Source organism: Streptomyces cyaneochromogenes (genome assembly GCF_003963535.1).
Classification (GTDB): domain Bacteria; phylum Actinomycetota; class Actinomycetes; order Streptomycetales; family Streptomycetaceae; genus Streptomyces; species Streptomyces shaanxiensis.
In genome coordinates this window covers 9,424,273-9,446,783 of record NZ_CP034539.1, presented here as the reverse complement: position 1 = coordinate 9,446,783, position 22,511 = coordinate 9,424,273, and the positions used below count along the sequence as shown (strand labels likewise).

The 22,511-nt window shown below is 70.5% G+C and carries 16 protein-coding genes and 1 pseudogene; 8 read left to right on the top strand and 9 right to left on the bottom strand.

Going from position 1 to position 22,511, the window contains the following annotated elements; genetic code table 11:
- Nucleotides 1–8 precede the first annotated feature (8 nt).
- Both EJ357_RS42435 and EJ357_RS42430 read right to left on the bottom strand, forming a co-directional pair.
- Nucleotides 9–3,296: a carboxyl transferase domain-containing protein gene (locus EJ357_RS42435; RefSeq protein ID WP_175647725.1), complete on the bottom strand. Its 3,288-nt coding sequence runs from the start codon at nt 3,294–3,296 to the stop codon at nt 9–11.
- Between the two features lie 2 nt (nt 3,297–3,298).
- Complete coding sequence (locus tag EJ357_RS42430) at nt 3,299–5,062, bottom strand: AMP-binding protein (protein ID WP_126397392.1); 1,764 nt, start codon at nt 5,060–5,062, stop codon at nt 3,299–3,301.
- Nucleotides 5,063–5,966: 904 nt separating this feature from the next.
- On the opposite strand from EJ357_RS42430, the gene EJ357_RS42425 reads away from it, so the two are divergent.
- A complete protein-coding gene (locus EJ357_RS42425; protein ID WP_126397390.1) occupies nt 5,967–6,740 on the top strand; it encodes a calcium-binding protein in 774 nt (257 codons plus the stop codon).
- A 65-nt stretch (nt 6,741–6,805) separates the two neighbouring features.
- Entirely contained in the window at nt 6,806–7,582 is a 777-nt protein-coding gene (locus tag EJ357_RS48680) for a calcium-binding protein (protein ID WP_188142316.1), read from the top strand.
- 176 nt (nt 7,583–7,758) lie between these two features.
- Here EJ357_RS48680 and EJ357_RS42415 read toward each other — a convergent pair whose 3' ends face one another.
- Nucleotides 7,759–8,703 (bottom strand): AraC family transcriptional regulator, encoded by a 945-nt coding sequence (locus EJ357_RS42415; protein WP_126397388.1) that lies wholly within the window; start codon nt 8,701–8,703, stop codon nt 7,759–7,761.
- A 137-nt stretch (nt 8,704–8,840) separates the two neighbouring features.
- On the opposite strand from EJ357_RS42415, the gene EJ357_RS42410 reads away from it, so the two are divergent.
- Complete coding sequence (locus EJ357_RS42410) at nt 8,841–9,137, top strand: DUF1330 domain-containing protein (RefSeq protein WP_175647723.1); 297 nt, start codon at nt 8,841–8,843, stop codon at nt 9,135–9,137.
- Nucleotides 9,138–9,474: 337 nt separating this feature from the next.
- Nucleotides 9,475–9,985: pseudogene (locus EJ357_RS42405) on the top strand (hypothetical protein); the annotation flags it as partial.
- 229 nt (nt 9,986–10,214) lie between these two features.
- Here the strand turns inward: EJ357_RS42405 and EJ357_RS50365 are convergent.
- The gene (locus EJ357_RS50365) at nt 10,215–13,784 is read right to left on the bottom strand and encodes a SpoIIE family protein phosphatase (RefSeq protein WP_267132830.1); all 3,570 of its coding nucleotides are present in this window, start codon (nt 13,782–13,784) and stop codon (nt 10,215–10,217) included.
- 655 nt (nt 13,785–14,439) lie between these two features.
- Between EJ357_RS50365 and EJ357_RS50360 the strand changes: the two genes are divergently transcribed.
- A complete protein-coding gene (locus EJ357_RS50360; RefSeq protein ID WP_267132829.1) occupies nt 14,440–14,565 on the top strand; it encodes a hypothetical protein in 126 nt (41 codons plus the stop codon).
- Nucleotides 14,566–15,030: 465 nt separating this feature from the next.
- Nucleotides 15,031–15,807, top strand: coding sequence for a calcium-binding protein (locus tag EJ357_RS42395; RefSeq protein ID WP_228472777.1), 777 nt, complete (start codon nt 15,031–15,033; stop codon nt 15,805–15,807).
- A gap of 748 nt (nt 15,808–16,555) precedes the next feature.
- On the opposite strand, the gene EJ357_RS42390 is transcribed toward EJ357_RS42395, so the two are convergent.
- Nucleotides 16,556–17,080 carry an NUDIX hydrolase gene (locus EJ357_RS42390; RefSeq protein ID WP_323377694.1) on the bottom strand — a complete coding sequence of 175 codons (525 nt, stop codon included), beginning with the start codon at nt 17,078–17,080 and terminating at the stop codon, nt 16,556–16,558.
- A gap of 180 nt (nt 17,081–17,260) precedes the next feature.
- On the opposite strand from EJ357_RS42390, the gene EJ357_RS51015 reads away from it, so the two are divergent.
- A complete protein-coding gene (locus EJ357_RS51015; protein ID WP_456114841.1) occupies nt 17,261–17,527 on the top strand; it encodes a phage terminase small subunit in 267 nt (88 codons plus the stop codon).
- Nucleotides 17,528–17,827: 300 nt separating this feature from the next.
- On the opposite strand, the gene EJ357_RS42385 is transcribed toward EJ357_RS51015, so the two are convergent.
- The 4 genes from EJ357_RS42385 to EJ357_RS42370 are packed head-to-tail and all read right to left on the bottom strand — an operon-like array spanning nt 17,828 to nt 21,377.
- Nucleotides 17,828–18,961, bottom strand: coding sequence for an aryl-sulfate sulfotransferase (locus EJ357_RS42385; protein ID WP_126397382.1), 1,134 nt, complete (start codon nt 18,959–18,961; stop codon nt 17,828–17,830).
- Between the two features lie 8 nt (nt 18,962–18,969).
- Nucleotides 18,970–19,962 carry an ABC transporter substrate-binding protein gene (locus EJ357_RS42380; protein WP_126397380.1) on the bottom strand — a complete coding sequence of 331 codons (993 nt, stop codon included), beginning with the start codon at nt 19,960–19,962 and terminating at the stop codon, nt 18,970–18,972.
- A 9-nt stretch (nt 19,963–19,971) separates the two neighbouring features.
- Nucleotides 19,972–20,706: an ABC transporter ATP-binding protein gene (locus EJ357_RS42375; protein WP_126397378.1), complete on the bottom strand. Its 735-nt coding sequence runs from the start codon at nt 20,704–20,706 to the stop codon at nt 19,972–19,974.
- The gene (locus EJ357_RS42370) at nt 20,706–21,377 is read right to left on the bottom strand and encodes an ABC transporter permease (RefSeq protein WP_228472776.1); all 672 of its coding nucleotides are present in this window, start codon (nt 21,375–21,377) and stop codon (nt 20,706–20,708) included. Before EJ357_RS42370 ends, EJ357_RS42375 begins: the two co-directional genes overlap by 1 nt.
- 343 nt (nt 21,378–21,720) lie before the next feature.
- On the opposite strand from EJ357_RS42370, the gene EJ357_RS42365 reads away from it, so the two are divergent.
- Nucleotides 21,721–22,293, top strand: coding sequence for a helix-turn-helix domain-containing protein (locus EJ357_RS42365; protein ID WP_126397374.1), 573 nt, complete (start codon nt 21,721–21,723; stop codon nt 22,291–22,293).
- The last annotated feature ends 218 nt before the right edge of the window (nt 22,294–22,511 follow it).

Sequence of the window (22,511 nt, the reverse complement as noted above, 5' to 3'; positions counted from 1 at the left end):
GCGGGCCTTCACCAGGTGTCGACGAAGCGGCGCGACCCGCGCTGTCCGGGCTCAGGGGCAGGGTCATGCAGCAGTGTGCTGATCCAGCGTCGGGACTCGGCCGGGTCGATGACGTCGTCGATCTCGAAGACCGATGCGACGTTGAGGGCCTTGCCGTGCTCGTAGGCGGCCGCGACCCTGCGGGCGAACTCCCGCTCGCGCTCGTCCACGTCCTCGATGGCCGCCAGCTCCCGGCGGTAGCCCAGCCGCACCGCACCCTCGATGCCCATCGGCCCGAACTCGCCCGTGGGCCACGCCACCGTGAACCGGGGGATCCGGAAGCCGCCGCCGGCCATGGCCTGGGCACCCAGCCCGTAGCCCTTGCGCAGCACGATCACCCCGAAGGGCACCGTGAGCGCCGAGGCGTGTACGAACATGCGGCTGACATGCCGGACGGTCGCGGTCTTCTCCGCTTCGGGGCCGACCATGAACCCGGGTGTGTCGCACAGGGAGACCACCGGCAGCCCGAACGCGTCGCACAGCTGCAGGAAGCGGCTCGCCTTGTCGGCCGCGTCGGAGTCGATGGCGCCGCCCAGATGCCGCGGGTCGTTGGCGAGGATGCCGCACGGCCAGCCCTCCACCCGGGCCAGCGCGGTGACGACCCCGCGCCCGAAGTGCTGTCGCAGCTCCAGGACGGAGTCCGCGTCGGCGAGGGTGGCGACGACCGCACGCACGTCGTACGCCCGCCGCCGGTTCTCGGGAATGAGATGGCGCAGTCGGCGCTGGTCGGGGCACTCCCATTCCGTCACCGGGCCCTGGAAGTACGACAGATACGTGCGCGCCAGTCGGACGGCATCCGCGTCGTCCGCGGCCTCGATGTCGATGACGCCGTTCGCCCGCTGGACCTCGACCGGCCCGATGTCCTCCGGGGCGAAGCTGCCCAGGCCCCCGCCCTCGATCATCGCGGGGCCGCCCATGCCGATGGTGGCCTCGGGCGTGGCGATGATGACGTCGCAGCAGCCGAGCAGCGCGGCGTTGCCGGCGAAGCAGCGCCCCGAGCCGATGCCGACCAGCGGCACCTTCCCGTTCAGGGACGCGAACAGCGCGAATGCCGTGCAGTCCAGGCCGGAGACCACCGTGCCGTCCACATCTCCCGGCCGGCCGCCGCCCCCTTCGGCGAACAGGACGACGGGCAGATGCGCCTGTTCGGCCAACGCGAAGAGCCGGTCCTTCTTGCGGTGGCCCGTCATGCCCTGGGTGCCGGCCATCACGCTGTAGTCGTACGACATCGCCACCACGCGGGCGGAGCCGGGGCCGAACCGGTCGGCCCCCACCGTGCCCACGCCGCCGACCAGGCCGTCGGCTGGCGTGCGGCGGATGAGGTCGTCCAGGGACCGGCGGCTGCGCTGGGCGGCGATGGCCAGGCCGCCGTACTCGACGAAACTGCCCGGGTCGCACAGGTCGGCGATGTTCTCGCGGGCGGTGCGCCGACCCTCGGCGTGCCGCCGGGCGACCATCTCGGGGCGCTCGGCGTCGTCGCCGAACCGCTTGCGTGCCCGCACCTCCTCCAGATCGGCGCGTGGGGCGTCCGGATCCGGCCGTTCCTCGGGGTGCGGCTCACCGTCCGCCGCGCCGGTGGCCTCCATCACCACCAGCGGCTGACCGTGCTCGGCAAGATCGCCCGGCTCCGCCCGTACGGCGACGACCACGCCATCGCCCGGCGCCTGGAGCAGGTGTTCCATTTTCATGGACTCCAGGACCACCAGGGTGCTTCCGGCCCGAACGCGCTCTCCTTCGGCGACGGCGACATCGACGACGGTGGCCGTCATGGGGGCGGTGACGGTGAGCGTGCCCTGTGGCTCGAAAGCGTCGGGGACCTCCGCGTCCCTGGCGTCGGGGACCTCCGCGCCCTTCTCCGGGTCTGTCTCCTGCGGGACAAGTGCGGGCAGGAGTTCGTCGACGAGCGCCGTGTGCAGCCGCCCGGCGACGACCTCGGGTGCCTCCAACAGCCGCCGCAGCACCCCGGTGTTGGTGGCGACTCCCTCGACTCTCAGCTCCGCCAGGGCGCGGCGGGCGCGGGCGAGTGTGTCGGGCAGGCTGCCGGAGCCGTCGTGGGCGACGAGCTTGGCCAGCAGCGAGTCGAAGCGCGGGCTGACCCGGCCGCCGGGGAACGCGGCGGTGTCGACGCGCACACCCGGCCCGGCCGGCGGCCAGAAGACGTCCAGCGTTCCGGCGGAGGGCAGCACCGTCCCGTCGGGGCGGACCGTCTCGGCGTTGACCCGCACCTGCACCGCGCAGCCGCGGGGAACGGGAGCCTGCCCCGCCCCGACGCGGTCGAGGCTCTCGCCGGAGGCCACCCGCAGCTGGGCCTTGACCAGATCGATGCCGGTGACCTCCTCGGTGACGGTGTGTTCGACCTGGATACGCGGGTTGGCCTCGAGGAAGTAGAAACCCGGGGAGACGGAGCCGTCGCCCGTGTCCACGAGGAACTCGAAGGTGCCCAGACCCGCATAGGCGACCTCCCGGGCCATGCGCAGCGCCGCATCGTGCAACCCGGCCCGCACCGCCTCGTCGAGGCCGGGCGCCGGCGCGATCTCCACGATCTTCTGCCGGTGCCGCTGCAGGCTGCAGTCGCGGTCGCCGTAGCCGACGACGGCGCCCGTGCCGTCGCCGAGCACCTGCACCTCGACATGGCGGGCACGCCGCAGCAACCGCTCGACGTAGACCGCGCCGTCACCGAAGGCGTGCGAGGCCTCCGAACGGCAGCGCCGGACGGCCTCCTCCAACTGCCCTGCCTCGTACACCGCCCGCATGCCGCGCCCGCCGCCGCCGGCGACCGCCTTGACCATCACCGCAGCCCCCGCGCCGAGGCCGGCCATGAACGCACGCGCCTCCTCGATGCCGGTGTCGCCGTACGTCGCCGGCAGCACCGGCACGCCGAGGCGGGCGGCGAGTTCACGGGCCGCGGTCTTGTCGCCGAGCGTGCGCAGCACCTCGGGGCGCGGCCCGACCCAGGTGAGTCCGGCGTCGGTGCACCGCTGTGCGAAGTCGGCGTTCTCGGCCAGCAGCCCGTAGCCGGGGTGGACCGCGTCGCAGCCGGTGCGCACCGCCGCGCCGACCAGGGCCGCCGCGTCCAAGAACGCCCCCGGGCCTTCGCCGTCGAGCACCACGACCTCGTCCGCCATCCGGGTGTGCAGCGCGTGCGCCTCGTCGCGGGAGCGCAGCGCCACCGTCAGCAGGTCCAGTTCGCGGGCGGCGCGGATCACCCGTACCGCGATCTCGCCGCGGTTGGCGACCAGCAGCTTGGCCAGACCCATCGTCACCGTTCCTTTTCGTCAGCATCGGCAGCGGCCGGGGATGCCGGAGACACGGCGATGTGCGCGGCCCGCTCCAGCAGCTCGCCCTTCTTCACCTTGCCGGTGGTGGTCATGGGGAGGACGTCGACGCACCTCACCACGGGCACCTTGTACGGAGCCATGTTCGCCCGCGCCCAGGCGCGCACGTCCTCGGCGTCGAGCGTGGCGCCGGGGCGGGCCTGGACGAACGCGAGCGGCACCTGGCCCCGTTGGGGATCGTCCATCGGTACCACCGCCGCGGTGAGCACATCTGGGTGCCGGGCCAGCAGCGCCTCCAGCTCGGATGGAAAGACGCTCATACCCGAGACCTTGATCATCTCCTTGGTGCGGCCGAGGTAGTGCAGGCACCCGTCGTCGTCGATCATTCCGATGTCGCCGGTGTGCAGCCATCCGTCGCGCAGGACCCGGGCGGTGGCCTCCGGCTGCCGCCAGTATCCGGTGAGCAGGGAGGGGGAGCGTACGAGGATCTCGCCATGCTCGCCCAGCGGCAGCGGTTCGGCACTCTGCCCGTCGGCCACCATGAACTCGGTTCCCGGCACGGGCAGTCCACAGAAAACCGGCTCGGTCAGCAGGTCGTGGTCCCCGTCCTGGAACCCGGTGGTGAAGGAGTCCGCGGTGTGCGTCTCGGTCATGCCGTACGCCGCCTCCTGCAGCACGCTGTGCTCGCCGACCAGGGAGCTCCACCGGGCCCGGATCGCCGGCGTCAGCTTGCGTACGAACGACATGGCCCGCGGCTGCGCCAGGCTGGACAGGTCGGTGCCGGGCAGGCCGGGATGCTCCATCAGCTCGACGTAGTTGTCGACCGTGCCCAGCATCAGCGTCACGTGGTACCGCTCGATCGCCTGCAGCACGGCCTCCGGGTCCCACCGGGTGAGCAGCACGATGCCGCTGCCGGTGAGCAGCGGCAGCAGGATGCCGAAGTCCTCGCCCGCGATCCAGAAGACGGGCACGTAGATCAGCAGCACGTCGGGGTTGTCGCCAGTGAGGTCCATGCCGCCGGCGGCCGCCGCCGTCGCCGCGGTGTAGAGCATGTGCCGCTGGGTGTGTTCGCATCCCTTGGGCAGGCCGGTGGTGCCTCCGGTGTAGTTGAGGGCGGCGAGCGCGTCCAGGTCGGCCGGCTCGTCCTGCCCGCGGGCGCCGCCGACGGCCTGGCCCCACCCCGTGCCGGTCGGGCCGGCCCTCACCAGGCCGGACGGCAGCGGCAGCACCGGGTCGGAGGGGAGCATGTCGGCGAGGCTCGTGACGAGCACGCTCCGTACGGCTGTGTCGGACCGCACCGCCTCGACCAGCGGCCGCAGGGTGTCGAGAGTGATCAGGAGCTCCACCCCGGCGTCGGCCAGCTCGTGCCGTAGCTCGTGCTCCCGGAACATCGGGTTCACCGGGACGTGCACGGCTCCGGCGCGCAGGATGCCGAGCATGGCGACGATGAACTGCGGGCAGTTGGGCAGGAACACCCCGACACGGTCTCCGGGGCGTACGCCGCTGCGCTGCAGCCAGCCGCACAGCCGCGCCGTCAGGTCCTCCAGCGCCGCGTACGTGATCTGCTCGCCGTAGAAGGTGATCGCGACGCGGTCGGGATGGCGCCGGGCCCAGTGCCGCAGGTGGTCGGTGAGCGGCCGCTGCCCGAGCGGGTACACCGCCTCCCTCGGCATCGAGGCCGGCCACACGCGCTGCCGGCGGGCCCGTACGTCGGCCAAGTACTCCTCCACGCGCGCGTTGTCCGCCACGACGGCCTCCACCCGGCTCTGGCATACCAACTGGTCGGCATGTGCTGCATCACCGTAAAGGGGGCCCGCTAGCCGGGACAAGGGTGCGGACGCAGTGGGAGCAGGCAGAGACCTCCGTCCCCTTGAAGGTCACGAACCAGCCAGAGCCGCGCCAGGAGGCTCGTGCAGGTGCCCGACGTGCTCTGACGCAGTGGCGACACGCCGCCGCTGGACGCCCCTCGACGTCCACCTTTCGCACCGCGGCAGGCCCGGATACCCGGGGCCGCCGGCGCAGATCCCGAAGCCGCTTGGACATGCCGGCGGAAAGCCCAGTTCACGAGCCCTTTTGGCTCGACCGTACGGGCCGAATCAGCTCACCCCACGACTAATTGAATTCGGTACGGGTGAATCGTGAATTGACGCAGCCGGGACTGATGAAAATCAAGCGCAGGTATGCGCGCAGTTCACCCATCCCCGGTCAGGGCGACGATCCACGCGCGGAGACCGTGTATTCGGCAATGGCGCTAATTCGGCTTCAGCACGGCTTCGCATCCCGGCATGCTCTGGGTGCCCAGGCGCCAGGGCCGATCACCGGTCGAGCAGGCGTCTGCCGTCTGCCATGGCGCGTTGGGAGGGGACTTCGAGGACTGAGGACTGTTGAAAGCGGCAAGGACATCCGGGCGTCGCGCCGGGATGGGCGCAGCCGCACGTTCAGCGCTTGCGGCCACACCATTTCCCCGTTTTCCCTCGCACTCCACGTAGGCCGGCTATTGGGTCCCGGCTGCGGTCGGCAGACCACGCGCCGGAGCCGGCAATACCTGCCTCCCCGCTTGGCCCGGTGATCGAAGCAAGGCGATCGAAGCGAAAAAGGAAATGTGCACGGCTGCGAGATCGAAATTCAGTGCCCTATCGTCAGGAGCAGCTCATGCAGAGAACGCGTCATCACACCGCGGGACTTCTGGCCACGGTGTGCGGTTTCACTCTGTGCCTCACGGGCGTGGCCCGCGCGGCCGACGCACCGACGCCCCACATTCTCGCGACGACGCTGGTGAACAAGACCGGCACCACCATCACGGTCACCGCCGGAGTCGGACGGGGCAACACGATCAGTGTCTGGCAGTCGGGCGGCAGCATCAGAATCAGAGACACCGGGGACACGGTCGCACCGTCCGGCGACTGCTACGCCATCAGCACGACCGAAGTAGCCTGCAGGGCCGCCGACACCACCGAACTCGTGGTCAACGCCGGCGACCAGGACGACAACGTCACGTCCTCGCTGGCGGCCCTCGGCGTCACCCTCATCGGCGGTGCCGGCAGCGACAACCTCTACGGCGGATCCGCCAACGACACCCTCGAAGGCGACGAGGGATCCGACTTCCTCTCCGGCGGCGCGGGCAACGACACGCTGACCGCAGGAGCCGAGGCGGACAGGATCTTCGGTGGCTCCGGCAATGACTCCATCGAGGGACGCGGCGGCTCGGACAGCGTGGACGGCGGTGCCGGCAACGACGTGATCTACGGCGGCAACGGCAACGAGCAGATCGTCGCCGGCGCCGGCAACGACTACGCCGAGGGCGGCAACGGCCGGGACACCATCGACGCCGTGGACAACGTCGGCGGCAACGACTACGTCGAAGGCGGCGCCGACGTGGACAACTGCCGCGCCGACTTGGGCGACAACGTCAGCGGATGCCCCTGACCGGCATGAGCGAGCAGTACGCAAGCACCCCGTACACGGCGAGACAACACGAAAGGCGGGCACCGATGAGAACACGAAGCATCTGCACCACGGTGGTGGCGATCGGCGCACTCACCTGCGCCCCACTGACCGCCGCCTCCGCCGCACCCGGTGCGGCCCCCGGCAAAAGCCTGGCCGGCACCACGGTCGTGCAGGAGGTGGGCGAAGCCCTGGTCGTCACGGCCGACCAGGGCGTGGCTAACGACATCACCATCCGGCGTCAGGGCAACGTTGTCGTGGTGACGGACAGGGGGGACACCGTGGCCGCCGTCGCCCCGTGCCAGTCGACGGGGACACACACGGCAGAGTGCCCGCTCCCCGTCACGTCGATACGGGTCAACGCCGACGACGCCGACGACAGTGTCACCATCTCCCCGAACCTGGAGGCCGCCGGAACGGTGATCGGCGGTGCGGGTGACGACCGCCTCAACGGCGGCCCCCGGGCGGACCGGCTCGTCGGCGACGACCCGGCTGCCACCGGGCTGCGGGCGACGCCGGGCAACGACACCATCAACGGCGGCCCCGGCAACGACACGATCTCCGGGCTGGCCGGCAACGACACCATCACCGGCAATGCCGGTAATGACACCCTCAACGGCGACGACGGCAACGACACCCTCGGTGGTGACCAGGGCAACGACACCCTCAACGGGGGCCGCGGCAACGACACGCACAACGGCGGCGAGGGCAACGACACCCTCAACGCCGCGGACAACGTGATCGCCAACGACAGCCTCGACGGCGGCCTCGGCTTCGACACCTGCAACCGTGACACCGGGGACACGGCCATCAACTGCCCCTGATCAACCACTCTGTATGCGGCCTGACACCCACAGGGCCGGAGGCGTCGCCGGACAGCAGTACCGGCTGACCGGCGACAGGATGAGCCGGTGATGACCGACTGCTGGTCGGCGATGCCGACGGGGGTGGGGCCGGGCCCTTGGTGGGGCCGGGCCCTTGGTGAGGCCCCGCCAGGCGCTTACGGCACTGGTTGTGGCGCGTGTTGTGCGCGCCTGAAGCGTCCGGGAGCGACGCCGAAAGCGCGCTTGAAGGCGTTGGCGAAGGCGAACTCGGAGGTGTACCCGACCTGTTGGGCCACCGCCGCGAGTGGATCGTCTCCATCGCGCAGGATCCGAGCCGCGGTGCTCAGCCGCCACCAGGTCACATACGTCATCGGCGCCTGTCCCACCAAGTGGGTGAACCGCCTCGCGAAAGCCGTCCTCGACATGCCGACGCGATGGGCGAGTTCCTGCACCGTCCACGGGTGCGCCGTGTGGCGGTGAATGTGGTTGAGCGCAGCGGCGATCGCCGGATCGGTCAACGCGGCACACCAGCCGGCGGAGGGGTTACGAGAGGTCTCCTCATCCAGCCACGCACGCAGGACGTACACCAGCAGCAGGTCCAGCAGGGCAGGCATAGCGGCGTCCGCTCCCGGCCTTGAGTCCCGCACGTCCGCGCCGAGCAGATCGACAGCGGCCCGCAGCGCCGGGTGGCGGCCCGGTCCCGCGGGGATGTGGATCACCTCGGGCAGCGCCCGCAGGAAAGGGTGCACCTGTCCCCGGTCGAGCCGGTACGCACCGCACAGCAGAACGGCCCCGCCCGTGCCGTGTTCTGCCCACGCGTCATTTGCGACGACGTCCCTGCGTTCCGGGTCCGCGTCGAGTGGCAGGAGGGCCGGAACCTGGTTGGGATCACTGCTGACGCCGTGCATGGCCCCGTGCGGCAGGAAGACCACATCGCCTGCGGTCAGCAGCAACGCCGCGCCGTCGGGCGGCAGGAGCCAGCAACTGCCGTGCAGCACGATGTGGAACCCGGCGCCCGGGTAGGGACCGAACCGCTTGCCCCACTCGCCGACACGGCGGGAGTGGGTGAACTTGGCACGGCCGACCCTCATCGTGGCGATCACATCGCTGACAACGTCCACGCGACGACACTACCGGTCCGCCCCAGATCGGGACGATGACGCATGTTCTGGTCCATCACACGTATGGGAACGGCCAGTTGAGGCTCCGTATCGTCGAGATCGACAGATTCCGACCTCGACCCGCAGGAGCATCGATCGTGCCCGCATACGTCGTCATAGACCTTGATGTTTCCGATCCCGCCGGTTTCCAGCAGTACATCGACGGTGTGACTCCGCTCATCGAGCAGTCCGGCGCCCGCAACCTGCTGATCGACGACAATGCCGTCGTCCTGGAAGGAGACTGGGAGCCCGCCACCCTGGTCATCCACGAGTTCGCGTCCAAGGCCGCGCTGCAGGAGTTCTGGGACTCGCCGGAGTACCAGCCCCTGAAGGAACTACGCCGTAAGTACTCCTCGGTGAAAGTCGTCGCGGGACAGAGCCCCGACGTGCCGTGACAGGACCGGCCCCAGTCTTGATCGGACCGTCGAAGACAGGCCGAGGTAAGGCGGCCGAGGGCGACGACGCTGCCGGCGCGAGCCGACGGCCCGAGCCGGACCGCGTCCCCGAGGACCAGGTCCAGACTCTGCTTCCCAGGCCAGCAGGGCAGCAGCTCAGGCCCAGGCCTCCAAGCCCTGTGGGACTGGGGAGCGGAAGAGCATGACGCGTGACGCCAGTCACATGAGAGCGATGGCGACACCCAGCATCTGCCGGAGCATCCGAGTGCCCCCCACAGCTCCGACGGACAGCAACGCGCCCATCGGAGGTGCCACTCGCTGGGATTCGCCTGCGTCAGGTAAAGGCCGAGCGTCCACACTCGCCGCCGTGGGGGCCGCGTTCGCCGTCATCGGTGCCTTCCGCGAGGCGGCCCACCGGGAGCCCACGCTCACCGCACTCGTCGACGCCCTGGACGCCTCGGTCGTCCGGCACAACGCATACGCCGAACAGAACAGCGATGACGGGCGGTTCGTGACCGCGCTCGTCATCTCGGGCCGGTTCGACGCTGCTGCTGACCACCGACGGCCTCACCGAGACCCACGCCGACGGCACGTTCTACCCGGTCGACGAGCGGCTGACGAAACACCTCGACCTCTCCACCACCAAACTGCCCCAGGCCCTGTACGCGGACGCCCGCGGCTTTGCAGCGCCCCAGCGAGGCCTTCAGTCCATGCGGGTCGCTTCCGTACAGGACGCGAACCGTCCTGTACGGAGGTTGCTCTGCCCGCGGGCGACGGCCGACAGGCCCTCCAGCTCCCGGGCGGCGGTACGGGCGTCTCGCACAGCTCGTGTCGACCGCTGTCCTTGAGCAGGCAGCCCACAGCGCCGGCCTCGATCGCGGCGGCTCCGCCGCTCCGCGCTCGACAGCATGCGTGGAAATACGGACGCAGCCGGCTCACGGTTCTCGCCCTCCAGGATCCGTCCGAGTTCCGCGACTCCGCCAGCAATGAAGACAGTTCGTCAGCAGTGCATTAACCAATCCGCAGCTTCCTCAGCAATGACTCCGAGCAGTAGCGGTCGGTCGTGTGGCTCTTCCGTCAGCCTGCGGGTCGCCGGTTCGACACCGATGGTTCGGCGGTGGCGGCGAGCAGGGCGGTGTCGTCGTCGACCCGGTGGGGGGTGTTCAGCAGTTCCAGGGCCCGTTCGGTGATCTGCTGGGGGTCGGTGCGGGCGGCGGCGGGCAGCGCGGCGCAGGTCTGGCACAGGGCCGCCAGGCAGCTGTCCAGGGACAGTGAGCGGTTTTCCACCAGTCCGTCGGTGTACAGCAGCAGGCTGGTGCCGGGCGGGAACGCAACCTCGCGGTCGACCGGGGTGCTGCCCAGTCCCAGCGGAGGCGCCGGGGGCAGTTCCAGATAGGCGGTGTCAGTGGCTATCAGCAGGGGCGGCAGGTGCCCGCCGGCGGCGTAGCGCAGGCGGTGGCGGCGTGGGTCGTAGACCGCGTACAGGCAGGTGGCGAAGCGTTCGGTGGCGAGCGACTGCAGGTAGGCGTCCAGCCTGGCCAGCACCTGGGCCGGGTCGGCGCCCTCCATCGCGAGGCTGTGCAGGGCGGAGCGGAGTTGGCCCATCACGATGGCGGCTTCCACGTCGTGGCCCATGACGTCGCCGATGGCCAGCCCCACGGCACCGTCGGGCAGTGCGAGCACGTCGTACCAGTCGCCGCCGACCTCGGCGCCGCGGTTGCTGGCCCGGTAGTGGGTGGCCAGGCGGACCCCGGGCACCTGCGGGAGGCGGTGGGGCAGCAGGGCGCGCTGCAGGGTCAGGGCGAGGTGGCGCTCGTTGTGGTACCGGGTGGCGTTGTCGTAGGCCAGGGCCAGGCGGTGGGCGAGGTTCTCCAGATACTTGCGTTCGACCGCGGAGTAGTCGGTGTGCCGGACCAGGACCAGGGCCCCCAGTGTCCGGTCGTGGGCGTGCAGCGGCAGGGCCAGGACTGCGGCGGGCGGCGGGGGCGCGCCGGCGGGGGCCGGGACGGTGCCGTTGATCGCGTGAGTGGCGGCCGTGGCCAGGGCCTCGCGGGCAAGGAGGGGCGTGCCGGCGATGTACGCCGGAGGCGACTGCGCCGGGGCGGGTCTTGCGGCGCTGAGGTGGATGCTGATCTGGTCGGCGAAGTCGGGCAGCAGGATCTCGACGGCGGTCCGCAGTGTCTGGTCCGGGTCGAGAGTGGCGGACAGCCGAAGGCCCGCGTCGGCCAGGGAGGCCAGCACGGCCAGCTGGTTGCGGGTCTCGGTCAGGACCTGTTCGCGCAGCCGGGACAGCTCCAACCCGGTGCGGACACGCGCCAGCAGCTGACGCGCGGAGAAGGGTTTCGCCAGGTAGTCGTCGGCGCCGGCCTGCCGGCCCTGCACGGATTCCTCCTCGCCTGCGCGGGCGGTGAGCAGGACGATGGGCAGGCGGGCGGTGCGCGGGTCGGCGCGCAGCGCCCGGACCAGCTCGAAGCCGTCCATGCGGGGCATCATCACGTCGCTGAGCACCAGCTCCACCGGCTGCGCCAGGGCCATCTCCAGGGCGGCCCGACCGTCGGCGGCGAGCAGGACCTCGTAGTCGGGCTGCAGGAGCTGGGTGAGATAGGCGCGCATGTCGGCGTTGTCGTCGACGACCAGCAGGCGGGCCTGGTGGGGGCGGCCGGTTTCGTGCGGACCGGGGCCGCGGGGGGCCTCGTGGGACGCGGGGGCGTGCGGGGTGCGCGCCGCAGGGGTGGCCGTGGCGGGGGCGGGGTCAGCCGCCAGCCAGCCCAGTGCCTCGTCGACATAGGCCGCGGACCGGCGGGACCGGCCGCCTCCACCTCCGCCTTCACCTCCGCCTTCACCTTCGCCTTCGCCTTCGCCCTCGCTGGAGGGCTCCCCGGGTGGTCCGGCGCCGGCCGCAGGCGGGGCCGGGCGGGGCCGGTGGGCGGGGGTGAACGGGAGGTCCACAGTGACGCTGGTGCCCTGGCCGAGCCGGCTGTCCACGCCGACGGTGCCGCCGTGCGCTTCCACGAGGTCCTTCACCAGCACCAGGCCGAGGCCGCTGCCCTCGTGGGAGCGGGAGCGGGCGCCGCGGACCCGGTGGAAGCGCTCGAACAGGCGCGGCAGCTCGTCCGCGGGGATGCCGGTGCCGGTGTCGGTCACGGTCAGGCGGGCCCGGTGGCCGGCCGCGGCCACCCGCACCCGGGCACCGCCGGTGAAGGTGAACTTCAGGGCGTTGCTGAGCAGGTTGAGGATGATCTTCTCCCACATGTCCCGGTCCAGGGACACCGGCCTGGGCAGCGGCGGGCAGTCCACCTCCAGCGTCAGCCCGGCCGCCTCGAAGGCTGAGCGGAACACGCCCGCCAGCTCGGCCGTGGCACCGGCGAGGTCGACCGGCTCGAGGGCCGGGCGTATCTGCCCGGCCTCGGCCCTGGCGACGTCCAGGAGGGTGTTGACCTGCTTCAGCAGGCGCAGGGCACCGCGCTCGGCCAGTTCCAGCTGCTCGCGCCGCCCGGGCCGGTCCTCGTCGGCCAGAGCCTCCTGGAGCGGGCCCAGGAGCAGGGTGAGCGGGGTGCGCAACTCATGGCTGACGTTGGCGAAGAAGGTGGTCTTGGCCCGGTCCAGCTCGGCCAGCGCCTCCGCCCGCCTGCGCTGCTCGTCGTGGGCGAGCGCGGCCGTCAGCGCCCCGGCCACGGCGGCGGCGAGCACCTCCAGAAAGTCCCGGTAGGCCCCGGCCGGCGGGAAGCAGGGGTTGACGCCCACCACCAGGACGCCTCCCACCTGGCCCGCGCAGTCCAGCGGCAGAGCCAGCGCCTGCTCGACGGGGAGCCAGGAGGCCGCGGTGTGCTGCCCGGCCGTGGTGCCGCCGGTGAGCGCGGCGGCGGGCAGTGTGGCGGAGACGCCGTCGGCGGCCACCTGCGCCAGCCGGGCCGCGATCTGCGACGCGTCCGCCGTGCTCCGCGAGACCTGCTCGGGCGCCCGCTGGAGCCCGGCGGAGGCCGCCGGCCGCAGCTTCCCCGGCTCGGAGGCCAGGTACAGGCCCATGAACGGGATCTCCTCGGGATACGAACCCAGCACCTCCGCGACGACGCGGGCGACCTCGTCCGGGGTGGGCAGCCCGGCGGTGCGGGCGCCGGTCTCGCTCAGCAGGCGCAGTCGGCGCTCGCCCAGTACCCGGCCGGTGGTCTCGGTGATGATCTGGAATACCCCGCCGGCGGTGCCGTCGTCCAGCAGTACGGGCTGGAAGGAGGAGTCGAAGTAGCACTGTTCCGGAAAGCCGTGGCGCTCCATGATGAGCGGCTCATCGGGGATCAGCAGGGACTTGCGGGTGTCGATCACATAGTGGAAGTGGGAGCTGACGGGATGGGCCCAGACTTCGGGGAATATGTCCTTGTACGGCCTGCCGAGAGCCCAGGGGTGTTTGGCGCCGACGATGGGTGAGGAGCCCAGGTTGTACAGCGTGGCGAATTCGGTGCCCCAGTACAGGGCCATCCCGTGCTCAGAGGTGAGCATGAGGCGCAGGGTGTCCACCAGGGGCCCCGGCCAGGACTCGGGGGGCCCGAGCGGCGTCGCCGCCCACTCGATCCCGGCCAGAAGCTCGCCGAAAGCGCCGGCCTCGGCGAACATCCGGGCCGCCGCGGTACGCGGGTCATCGGGCCGGGTCATCGAGAGATCTTCCTCCTGGCGCCTGTGCGGTCCGCCCGCGCCCTCCCACTGCCGACGGCCACTCGCACTGCGTACCTTCCGGGCATATCAGACACCAGATCCGACGGTTCTGGCTACGCTCGCGCCGGAATGACAAGGGCAAATAGTCAAATACTAGGATTTGCTCAGCAGTGTACGCTCCAGGCGCACGCCGGCGGCGGGAGGAAGGTGAGGGCCGCAAGGGCAGGTCGTGGCCCGCCCGGGCCGGCTTGCCGATGGTGCTGATGCTGGTCACCGCCGTGAGCGTCCAGGACCGGGATATCGCTGCCCAGACGCGTTCAACCCGCCGATGGGCCAGACCACCGCATCCGCACCACCCCTGGCCACAACGCACTGTGACCACGGCGCACGCCACTTGGTGGCACCGGAACGTTCCTTCCTGATCCGGTCCGTGGGCCCGACCGGCCGGCACCGCCGCCACTTGCGCGCTGCGACACCGGCTCGGCCATCCGCACCGCACAAGACCTGTCCGCACCCCAGCCGTCCCCAGGGCGTCCCGGCAACGGCGTTCTCCGCCGTGCGTGTACGCCTGTCCGGAAAGCGCCTTCTGAGGCGGGCGTGGCTTCGGACAGCGTGGCCAGTCGGTGCATGAGCGTGAAACCGGGAAGCTACGGGGGTGGCGATGCCGCGCAGGGAGCGACCGCTGGACACAGAAGGCGGTCCGTTGCTGGAGTTCGCCGCAGGACTGCGGCAACTGCGGCAGAACGCGGGCGATCTGCCGTACCGGAAACTGGCGGAGTAGGCGGACTACGCGGTGTCGACCCTGTCGTCGGCGGCGTCCGGGCAGCGACTGCGACCAGAACACGGAGCAGAGCACCGGGTTCGGCTGGAGGAGCATGTACATCGTCTGCTGATCGATCCGCCCCCGTGGACCAGCGAACTCGTCCATCATCCGCCCCCGGCTGAGCCGAAGAAAATGCCACATGCCAGTGTCCTGCGGGTTAATAGCAGAGAAAGCCGGGTTGCCTGCGAGAACTGAGTGAAATGCCGGCGCAACCCCCGCCCGGGTTGCGGTGTCTAAACGTGTGATCGTGAGTAGCAACCCCGCACTTAGGTGCGGCCTCACGCGTCGATCGCTGACCGTCGTGACGACGGCGGCAGCGGTGGCGACGAAATTTCCAATGATTCCGCGAAGGGTTATTTCTGCATGCGCACGTTAAGGACCATTGCCGCCACCGGCGCCCTGGCTCTCGCTCTCGGTGGAGGCGTGTTCGCAGCTGCCACCGCCCAGGCAGCCGCCGTGAGTTCGGCTTCCCTCGTCCACGCCGATGGCGAGCTCTGGTACAAGGCCGGCGCCGGACAGGCCAACAACCTGACAGTCACCGCGAAGGTCGTCGACGTCGACCCCTCACAGTTCGGTGAGGACTACCTCCTCACCTTCCGCGACAAGTTCGACATCACCATCTCCACGAACGCGTGCAGCTACCCTTCGCCGACCGACCACAAGGTCGCCGAGTGCACGGTGGCCATCCCCCTGGGCTCCGACGACTCGGACGACTACGACGTCGACCTCGGTGACGGCAACGACACCGCGACGGTCACCGGCTCCGCGTACACCTCGATCCACGGCGGCACGGGCAACGACGTCCTCAAGGGCAGCGCCGCCGCCGTGTTCTACGGCGACGACGGCAACGACCGCCTCGACGGCGGCGGGGGCGTCTGGGCCATGGGTCCGTTCGGCGGTGCGGGCAATGACACCATCACCAACTGCGACGCCGAGTGCCACGGCGGCCCCGGCAACGACAGCCTCACAGGCACCGCCTCAGGGCAGGACTTCGGCCTGTACGGGGACGACGGCAACGACGTCATCCACGGCGGCTCCGGTGCTGACCTCGTCCACGGCGGCAAGGGTCACGACAAGCTGTACGGCGACAGCGGCAACGACAAGATCTACGGCAACAGCGGCAACGACCTGCTGCACGGAGGCACGGGCACGGACACGCTCTCCGGCGGTCCGGGCACCGACAAGGTCTACCAGGACTAGAGCGGTCAGAACTCAGGGCCATCAGGAGCGTGGGGGGCGACCGCGGCGCGGCGCCTCACCTCGCAGGAGCTCAAGGTCGTGACCCTGGTGGCCCGTGGCCGTGCTGAACACCCGCCGAGGGCCCGGCCGATGGCGCGTGACCACCGTGGTCACGTGCCATCTACGGTGCCGCGGTCGAGCGGACCGCCAGGGTCGCGCCGTCCGGACCGGCAGCGGGTAGGCGTCGCGCACCGGCTGGCAGCCCCGCCTGCCGCCAGTTGCGATCAGCAGGACGGCGTCAGCGGCGGTGGAGCTGAGCAGGAAGGCGTGGGCGGCGTATCCGTCGGGCAGGGACGGGACCATGTCGGACCGGGGCCCGCGGCTGACCGTCTCCAGACACCTCCAGGGCGGGAGCCGCGACCCTCCGGCCCTGCTGAGGAAACCGGCCGCCGTACGAGACGCCGCCGTTCGGGCAGGCCTGCGCCGGCTGGGGCGGCTGCCGGAGTCCTGGCCGGCACCTCCCGGAACTCGTGAGCTGCGGGAGCTGGTGCGTGGTCGGCGCAAGCCGGCATCTGCGCACCCATTGCCGTAACCAGCCTCGACCAGCAACTCGCCGTTCTCGACCAGGGAATACCGACCCGCCTCGCCGGCGACGTGGGCTACCGCGCGATCCAGAAGATCGGCGGAGTTCGCCATGAGTAGCTGTGCTCGATCCCGTTGATCTGTGACGCTGGGCGAGAGGGGTGCTGTCTCTGAGCCTTGGATGAATTCAGGGGTCCTTTATGCCTTCTCCGAGCCATAGCGCGCATTGCTTCATGCGGAGACGATCGTCAGAGAACCACCCTTGCCAGGGCTCATCCAGGCGATGCCAGGCAGTTGGCTGACCGCTTTCAGACGTCAGCTGCGTCCGTTGGTCGACGACTGCCAGATAGGAAATGCCTGCGGTTGCCGACCAGGTGGGGTGATAGGAGCGCACTGTGGCGGCTGCCGGGGTCGCGTTCAGTTCCGCCTGCACCCCGGTCTCCTCGAACAGTTCTCGACGAGCTGCCTGGCGTGGCGTTTCGCCGGGATCGACTTTGCCGCCTGGCGCCACCCATCCACGCCATCGGTGATTGACGAGCAGGACATGGGTCAAGGTGCGGTCGAAGGCCCACACCTCAGTTGCGAGGGGCCCCTTCATGACAGCGTCGGGTCGGCGCATCCAGTCCAACGCGCCGTCGTAGACGGCGAGTGCTTGGTGTGCATCTAGCTTGGCAGCTTCAAGAGCCTGTGCCTCTATTTGATGTCCACTCACCTGCCGGAGAATAGGGTGCACCACTGACAACCAAGCCCTCGCTGCCGGCCACCGGGGCGATGTCCGGGAATGTAGGGGTCAGGTCCGAACCCCAGTGGGTCTGGAACAGCACGTTGCGGGCACGCGCCGCGCCTCTGATCGAAGCGCCGTCGGCGCAACGCCACCGACCCCGAGACGGTCATCATCACGACGGCGAACTCCCCCGCCCTGAGCTCCCGGAGGGCGTCCTCCCGGGCGACGAAAGGTGGCACGACGACCGCCCCGTGGTGGCACACCTGGCGCATCTCACCGATGGCTGCGATGTTCCTGGAAACCGACTGGACGTTCCTCCTGAACGCCACATTGATGCACCACACGGCCTGGAGGAAGGGCAAGTGGGAATTTCTCTCCGAAGTGCCATGCGCTCCGCGAAGTTCGACGCCACGGAACACGGCGCGGCCCCGGTGACCAGGCCGCCGCCGAGCGTGCCGATGATCGCGGCGGCCAGGGTGCTGTCCATGGCGGAATGGTGCGGTGCCCTCGACCGCGCTGCCCGGGGGGGTGGAGCCTCGTCCGGCGCGGGCCGGTGCGGGTGTCGCCGGCGGGCGGGCGGATTCCCCCACCCACCCCCCTCAAGCGAGACCCTCCACCCTGCGAATGATCACAGAGGGTCAGATACGCATCTGGTGATGTGAACCCGGGTCAAGGACCTGGGGGTTGATTGTTGCCGGACGTGTACCGCCTGTTTCCGGCCCGGTGAGTGAGCCCTCATCGCCGCAGGTGAGACCGAAGACTGGCGGTGTGGTCCGGCCCGTAGCGATAGGCGCGAAAGACCGCGTTCTGAGCGCCTCGGGAGGACTCCAGGCCGACGCCGGTGCCGAACGTGGCGAAGTGCGGGACGACGTACTCCCAGACGACGTCGCCGTCGGGGGTGATCTCGAAGAGGCGGCCGAAGGAGCCCTCGGCGATGAAGGTGTTGCCGTTCGGGAGGCGCTGGGCGCTGGACATGTAGGGGCTGTAGAAGTTCTGGGGTGGGTTGTCCTCGTACGACCAGACCAACTCGCCGGTCGCCCGGTCGACCTCGATCACCCGGGAGTACGGGACGGACGTGTCGTCGCGGTAGGAACCGTTGTCGAAGATCAGGATCGTGCCGCAGTCCAGTTCGTGGGGGTAGTGCTGTTGGGCCAGTGTGTCCGGGCCCAGTCGCCAGGTGACCTGTGACGTGGCGCGGTCGATCACGACCACCGTCGAGGCGCTGCGGAAGCCGACCATGATGCTCCCGTCGCGCAGTTCGTTGACGGTGTTGGCCATCGGCCAGTGCTCGCGGGCGAAGTGGGGGTTCAGGGGGGTGTCGTCGATCGGCAGGTGCTCGAACGACGCCCAGCGCCATAGGATTTCGCCGGTCCACGTCATCTCGTAGACGACGTCTCCCCAGATGCGGCCGTCCGGTGCCTCCGTGCCGGGGATTCCGCCGGGGATGCGGGCCGCGAGGGCGGGCGGGACCGGCTCGACGGCGAGGAGGATCAGATTGCCGTTGGCGAGCAGGCTCGCGTCGTGGTGGTGGTAGGGGTGGCGGGACTCGCGCAGCAATGTGCCGTCGGGGGCGACGAGTTGAAGGATGCCGCCGTGGTAGACCTCCCAGATCGGGAAGAGCGGGTCCCCGGTCTGTGTGTCCTTGCCCTGGTAGAACAGCGTTCCGTCCGGGAGGAGTCGGGCGTGGCGGCCGGGCGGGTGCGGCAGGCTCCACTGGTGGGCCACCTCGCCGTCGATGTCCACCAGGTAGACGTCGCCTGTGCCCGCGATGGGGGTGTAGAGGGTGTGGCCGCCGTAGCTGCGGGCGGGGTCGTACGCGCGCAGGCCGGTGCCCCGGCGGCGCAGGGTGTTCTGGTCGACGGTCGTCATGGCGTCCTTCAGTGGAGAGTTACGGCGGTGGAGGCGGCCGCCGTGAGCGGCTCGCGGTCGATGTGCTGGAGGAAGGTGGCCCGGTCGGGCGTTCCCGACAGCTTCTGCGCCGACTTCGCCCAGGCGCCCTCGGCGAGGAGGAGCTTCAACAGGGGCTCGTCGAGGGCGACTTCGTATGCGTACGACGTGTAGTGGCGATTGACGAAGCCGGGCTGCACGGCGCCCTCGGCCTGGGACACGACCTCCTTGCGGGCTGCGGCCGGGTCCTGGGCCATGGTCTTCGTCGCGGTGATCAGGGTGCGCAGGACGGCGGTGGACGTGGCGGTGCTCGTGCCGGCGGCGGTGATCAGCAGCGTGCGGTAGGTGTAACCGCCGTAGCGGAGTTCGCGGTACTTCGAGCCGAGCGTTGCCTTCGTGGCGTCGTAGAAGCTGGGGAAGGTCAGGCCCGCGTCGATGTCGCCCCGGGCGAGGGACGCGGTGACCTGGTTCGGGGCAAGGTTGACGAGGGTGACGTCGGCCGGTTTCAGGCCCGCCCGGGTGAGCATGCCGCTGAGCGCGTACTGGACGTTGGTGCCCTCGGGCAGGCCGATCTTCCTGCCCTTGAGGTCGGCGAAGCTCGTGATGCCGGAGGAGGTGGCGGTCAGCAGGCGCCAGTCGGTGAAGCCGGACAGGGCGGCGAGGATCTTGATCTTCCGGTCGGCGAGTATCGCGGATACGGCGGGGAGGTCGCCGACCACCGCGTACTGGGCCTGGCCGCCGAGGACGGCGTTGAGGGCGTCGCGGCCGGTGGTGAAGGACTGGAGTTTGGGAGTGAGGTGGTTCGCCGCCCATTGGTTGTTCTCGGTGGCCGTGTGGACGGGGGCGCCGCCGAGGTGGTCGCTGCCGGCGATGGTGACCTGGGTTGTGCCGGTCGAGGTGCTCTTCGTGCCGCTGCCGCAGGCGGTGAGGAGGGCGGTCAGGGCCAGTACGGCGGCCAGGAGGCCGGGAGATGTTCTGCGCATGGGGTTTCCTCAGGAGTCGGTGCCTAGTTGGGCGACGATGCGTGCGTGCAGGGGGTGCGGGGCGGTCCGGTCCGACGCCGGGTCGTCGGCGAGCCGGTGGTCCGCGATCACGCGTCCGGGGTCCGCGGCCATGACGACCACCCGCTGGGACAGGGCGAGGGCCTCGGCGACGTCGTGGGTGACGAAGACGACGGTGGTGCAGGTGCGTTGCCACAGCTGGGTCAGCAGTCGCTGCATCCGCGCCCGGGTGATGGCGTCGAGCGCCCCGAACGGCTCGTCCATCAGCAGGACTCGGGGTTCGGCCGCCAACGCCCTTGCCAGCGCGACGCGTTGCCGCATGCCACCGGACAGCTGCGTGGGGTACTTCTCGGCGGCGTCGGCGAGGCCGACCGCATCCAGTGACTCCAGGGCTCGCTCACGCCGCTCGGCGCGGGGCAGGCCGAAGCGTTTGAGGGCGAACTCGACGTTTCCGCGGGCGGTGAACCAGGGCAGCAGCGCGTAGTGCTGGAAGACCATGCCCCGGTCGGGGCCGGGTCCGGTGACCGGGGCGCCGTCCATCAGCACGCGCCCGGAACTCGGCGTCACGAACCCGGCGATCGTGTTCAACAGCGTGGACTTGCCGCAACCGGTCGGGCCGAGGAGGGACGTGAACGAGCCCTCCGGGAATTCCAGGTCGGTGGTGGCGACGGCGCGCTTGCCGTCGTGGTCGACCTCGATGCCGTCGAGTTGGACGAGGGTGCTCATCAGCTGCTGCTCCAGTGGACGAGGCGGCGGCCGGCCGCGCTGATCAGCGCGTCGGCGAGGAGGCCCAGCAGGCGGAGTTCGATCAGGCCGACGAACATGTGGTCGGTACGCAGGAACTGGCCGTCGATCTGGAGGCGGTAGGCGATCCCGCTCTGCGCGCCGCCCAACTCGGCGGCGACCAGGGCCAGGAAGGCGAGTGAGGCGCCGTAGCGGAGTGCCGCCACGACCGACAGGGCGGCCGCCGGCAGCAGGACCTCGATCAGCCTCCGCCAGGCCGGCACACCGAGGGTGCGGGCCGCGCGGAGGTGGTCGGCGGGGACGCGGGCGACGCCGTCGTGGACGTACAGCCATACGGCCAGGAACACGGCGTAGGCGATGACCAGGTGCTTGGCCCGCTCTCCGATGCCGAACCAGGCGGTGACCAGCGGCACGAGGGCGATGGCCGGGATGGGGCGCAGGAACGACATCACGGGGCCGACGAGCGCCGCGACGCGGGGGCGGTGGCCGGTGACGAACCCGAGCGCGATCCCGGTCGACGCTCCGGCTGCGAAGCCCTGTCCGGCGCGCGCCAGGCTGGCTTGCAGGTCGGTGGTCATCGTGCCGTCGGCCCACATCGCGTACGCCGCGCGCAGAGTCTGCCAGGGGGTGGGGACAAGCCCCTCGCCGAGCACGCCGACCCGGGCGGCCGCCCACCACAGGGCGAGCCCGAGGACCGCCGACGCGAGCGGTGCCCCCCCCGGGACCGAGAACCTTTCTGATTCCGCCTCTCGGCAGACGGGCCGGCGCGACCGCGTTCGGGGTGTCCGGGGGCCGTCCCGGATGGACCGGCGACGGTGGTGTGCGAGCCATGGCGCGGCTCCTCATGACGGGTCCCCGGGGTTCCCGGGGCAGTGATATTGACGACGTCAATAATTCGCGTGGTTTATTGCCGCAGCGTGTCGGCACCATGAAGCCTCATCCGGGCCCACCGGCCCGCTCCTCCGACTCACCCGCCCCTGCGCTACCGTCGGTCCCGTGCGCAGACCCGACCCGACCCCCGAGGCCGTGGCCGTCGGATCCGTGATCCGAGGACACCGCAAGCGACTCGGTGTCCCGATGGCCGAACTCGCCACCCGCTCGGGCCTGTCCCAGCCCTTCCTCAGCCAGCTGGAGCGCGGCCTGACCACCCCGAGCCTCGCCTCCATCTACAAGATCGCCGAGGCACTCGGCCTGCCGCCGGGCATCTTCCTGCGTCCCTCCAGCACTTCCGACACCGTGGCCCACGAGGAGGACCCCCAGGTCATCCGGGTCACCGAAGGAACCGGACAGTTCGCCCACGTCCTCATCCCCGGCGGACAGAGCGACGTCATGGAGGCGTACGAGCAGCACTTCACGCCCGGGCAGGGCGAGCGCGGCTGGTTCGAGCACACCGGGGAGGACTTCATCTACGTCCTCGAAGGCGAGGTCGCCCTGGAACTGCGCGGCCAGGAGCCGATCCGCCTGCGGGCCGGGCAGAGCGCCCACCACCGCGGCGACGTTCCGCACCGCTGCCGCCTCGTCGGGGACGAAGCCGCCCGTACCCTTCTCGTCGTCGCCCTGGGGCGGTGAGCGGGCGTGACCCTCTCACGAGGGCCGTGCCACCGGTTGCGCACACAGCAGGGCCGCACGCCTCACAGGGCTCACGCCTGGCGCATCCTCTCGAGGTCGCGAAGTCGCCCCGAACGACCTGGCCTGAAGGTCGACGCGCTCGCGCAGCCACCACGAGCAGGGCAAACCCAGAAGCGCCGGGCCATCAACCTCCTCACCGTTGTGGGCAGATGGGGCAT

Excerpts from the sequence above, each read along its gene's own strand:
- EJ357_RS42385 (WP_126397382.1), bottom strand. The coding sequence starts at position 18,961 with ATGACGACCGTCGACCAGAACACCCTGCGCCGCCGGGGCACCGGCCTG.
- EJ357_RS42380 (WP_126397380.1), bottom strand. The coding sequence starts at position 19,962 with ATGCGCAGAACATCTCCCGGCCTCCTGGCCGCCGTACTGGCCCTGACC.
- EJ357_RS50365 (WP_267132830.1), bottom strand. The coding sequence starts at position 13,784 with ATGACCCGGCCCGATGACCCGCGTACCGCGGCGGCCCGGATGTTCGCC.
- EJ357_RS48680 (WP_188142316.1), top strand. The coding sequence starts at position 6,806 with ATGAGAACACGAAGCATCTGCACCACGGTGGTGGCGATCGGCGCACTC.
- EJ357_RS42435 (WP_175647725.1), bottom strand. The coding sequence starts at position 3,296 with ATGGGTCTGGCCAAGCTGCTGGTCGCCAACCGCGGCGAGATCGCGGTA.
- EJ357_RS42425 (WP_126397390.1), top strand. The coding sequence starts at position 5,967 with ATGCAGAGAACGCGTCATCACACCGCGGGACTTCTGGCCACGGTGTGC.
- EJ357_RS42375 (WP_126397378.1), bottom strand. The coding sequence starts at position 20,706 with ATGAGCACCCTCGTCCAACTCGACGGCATCGAGGTCGACCACGACGGC.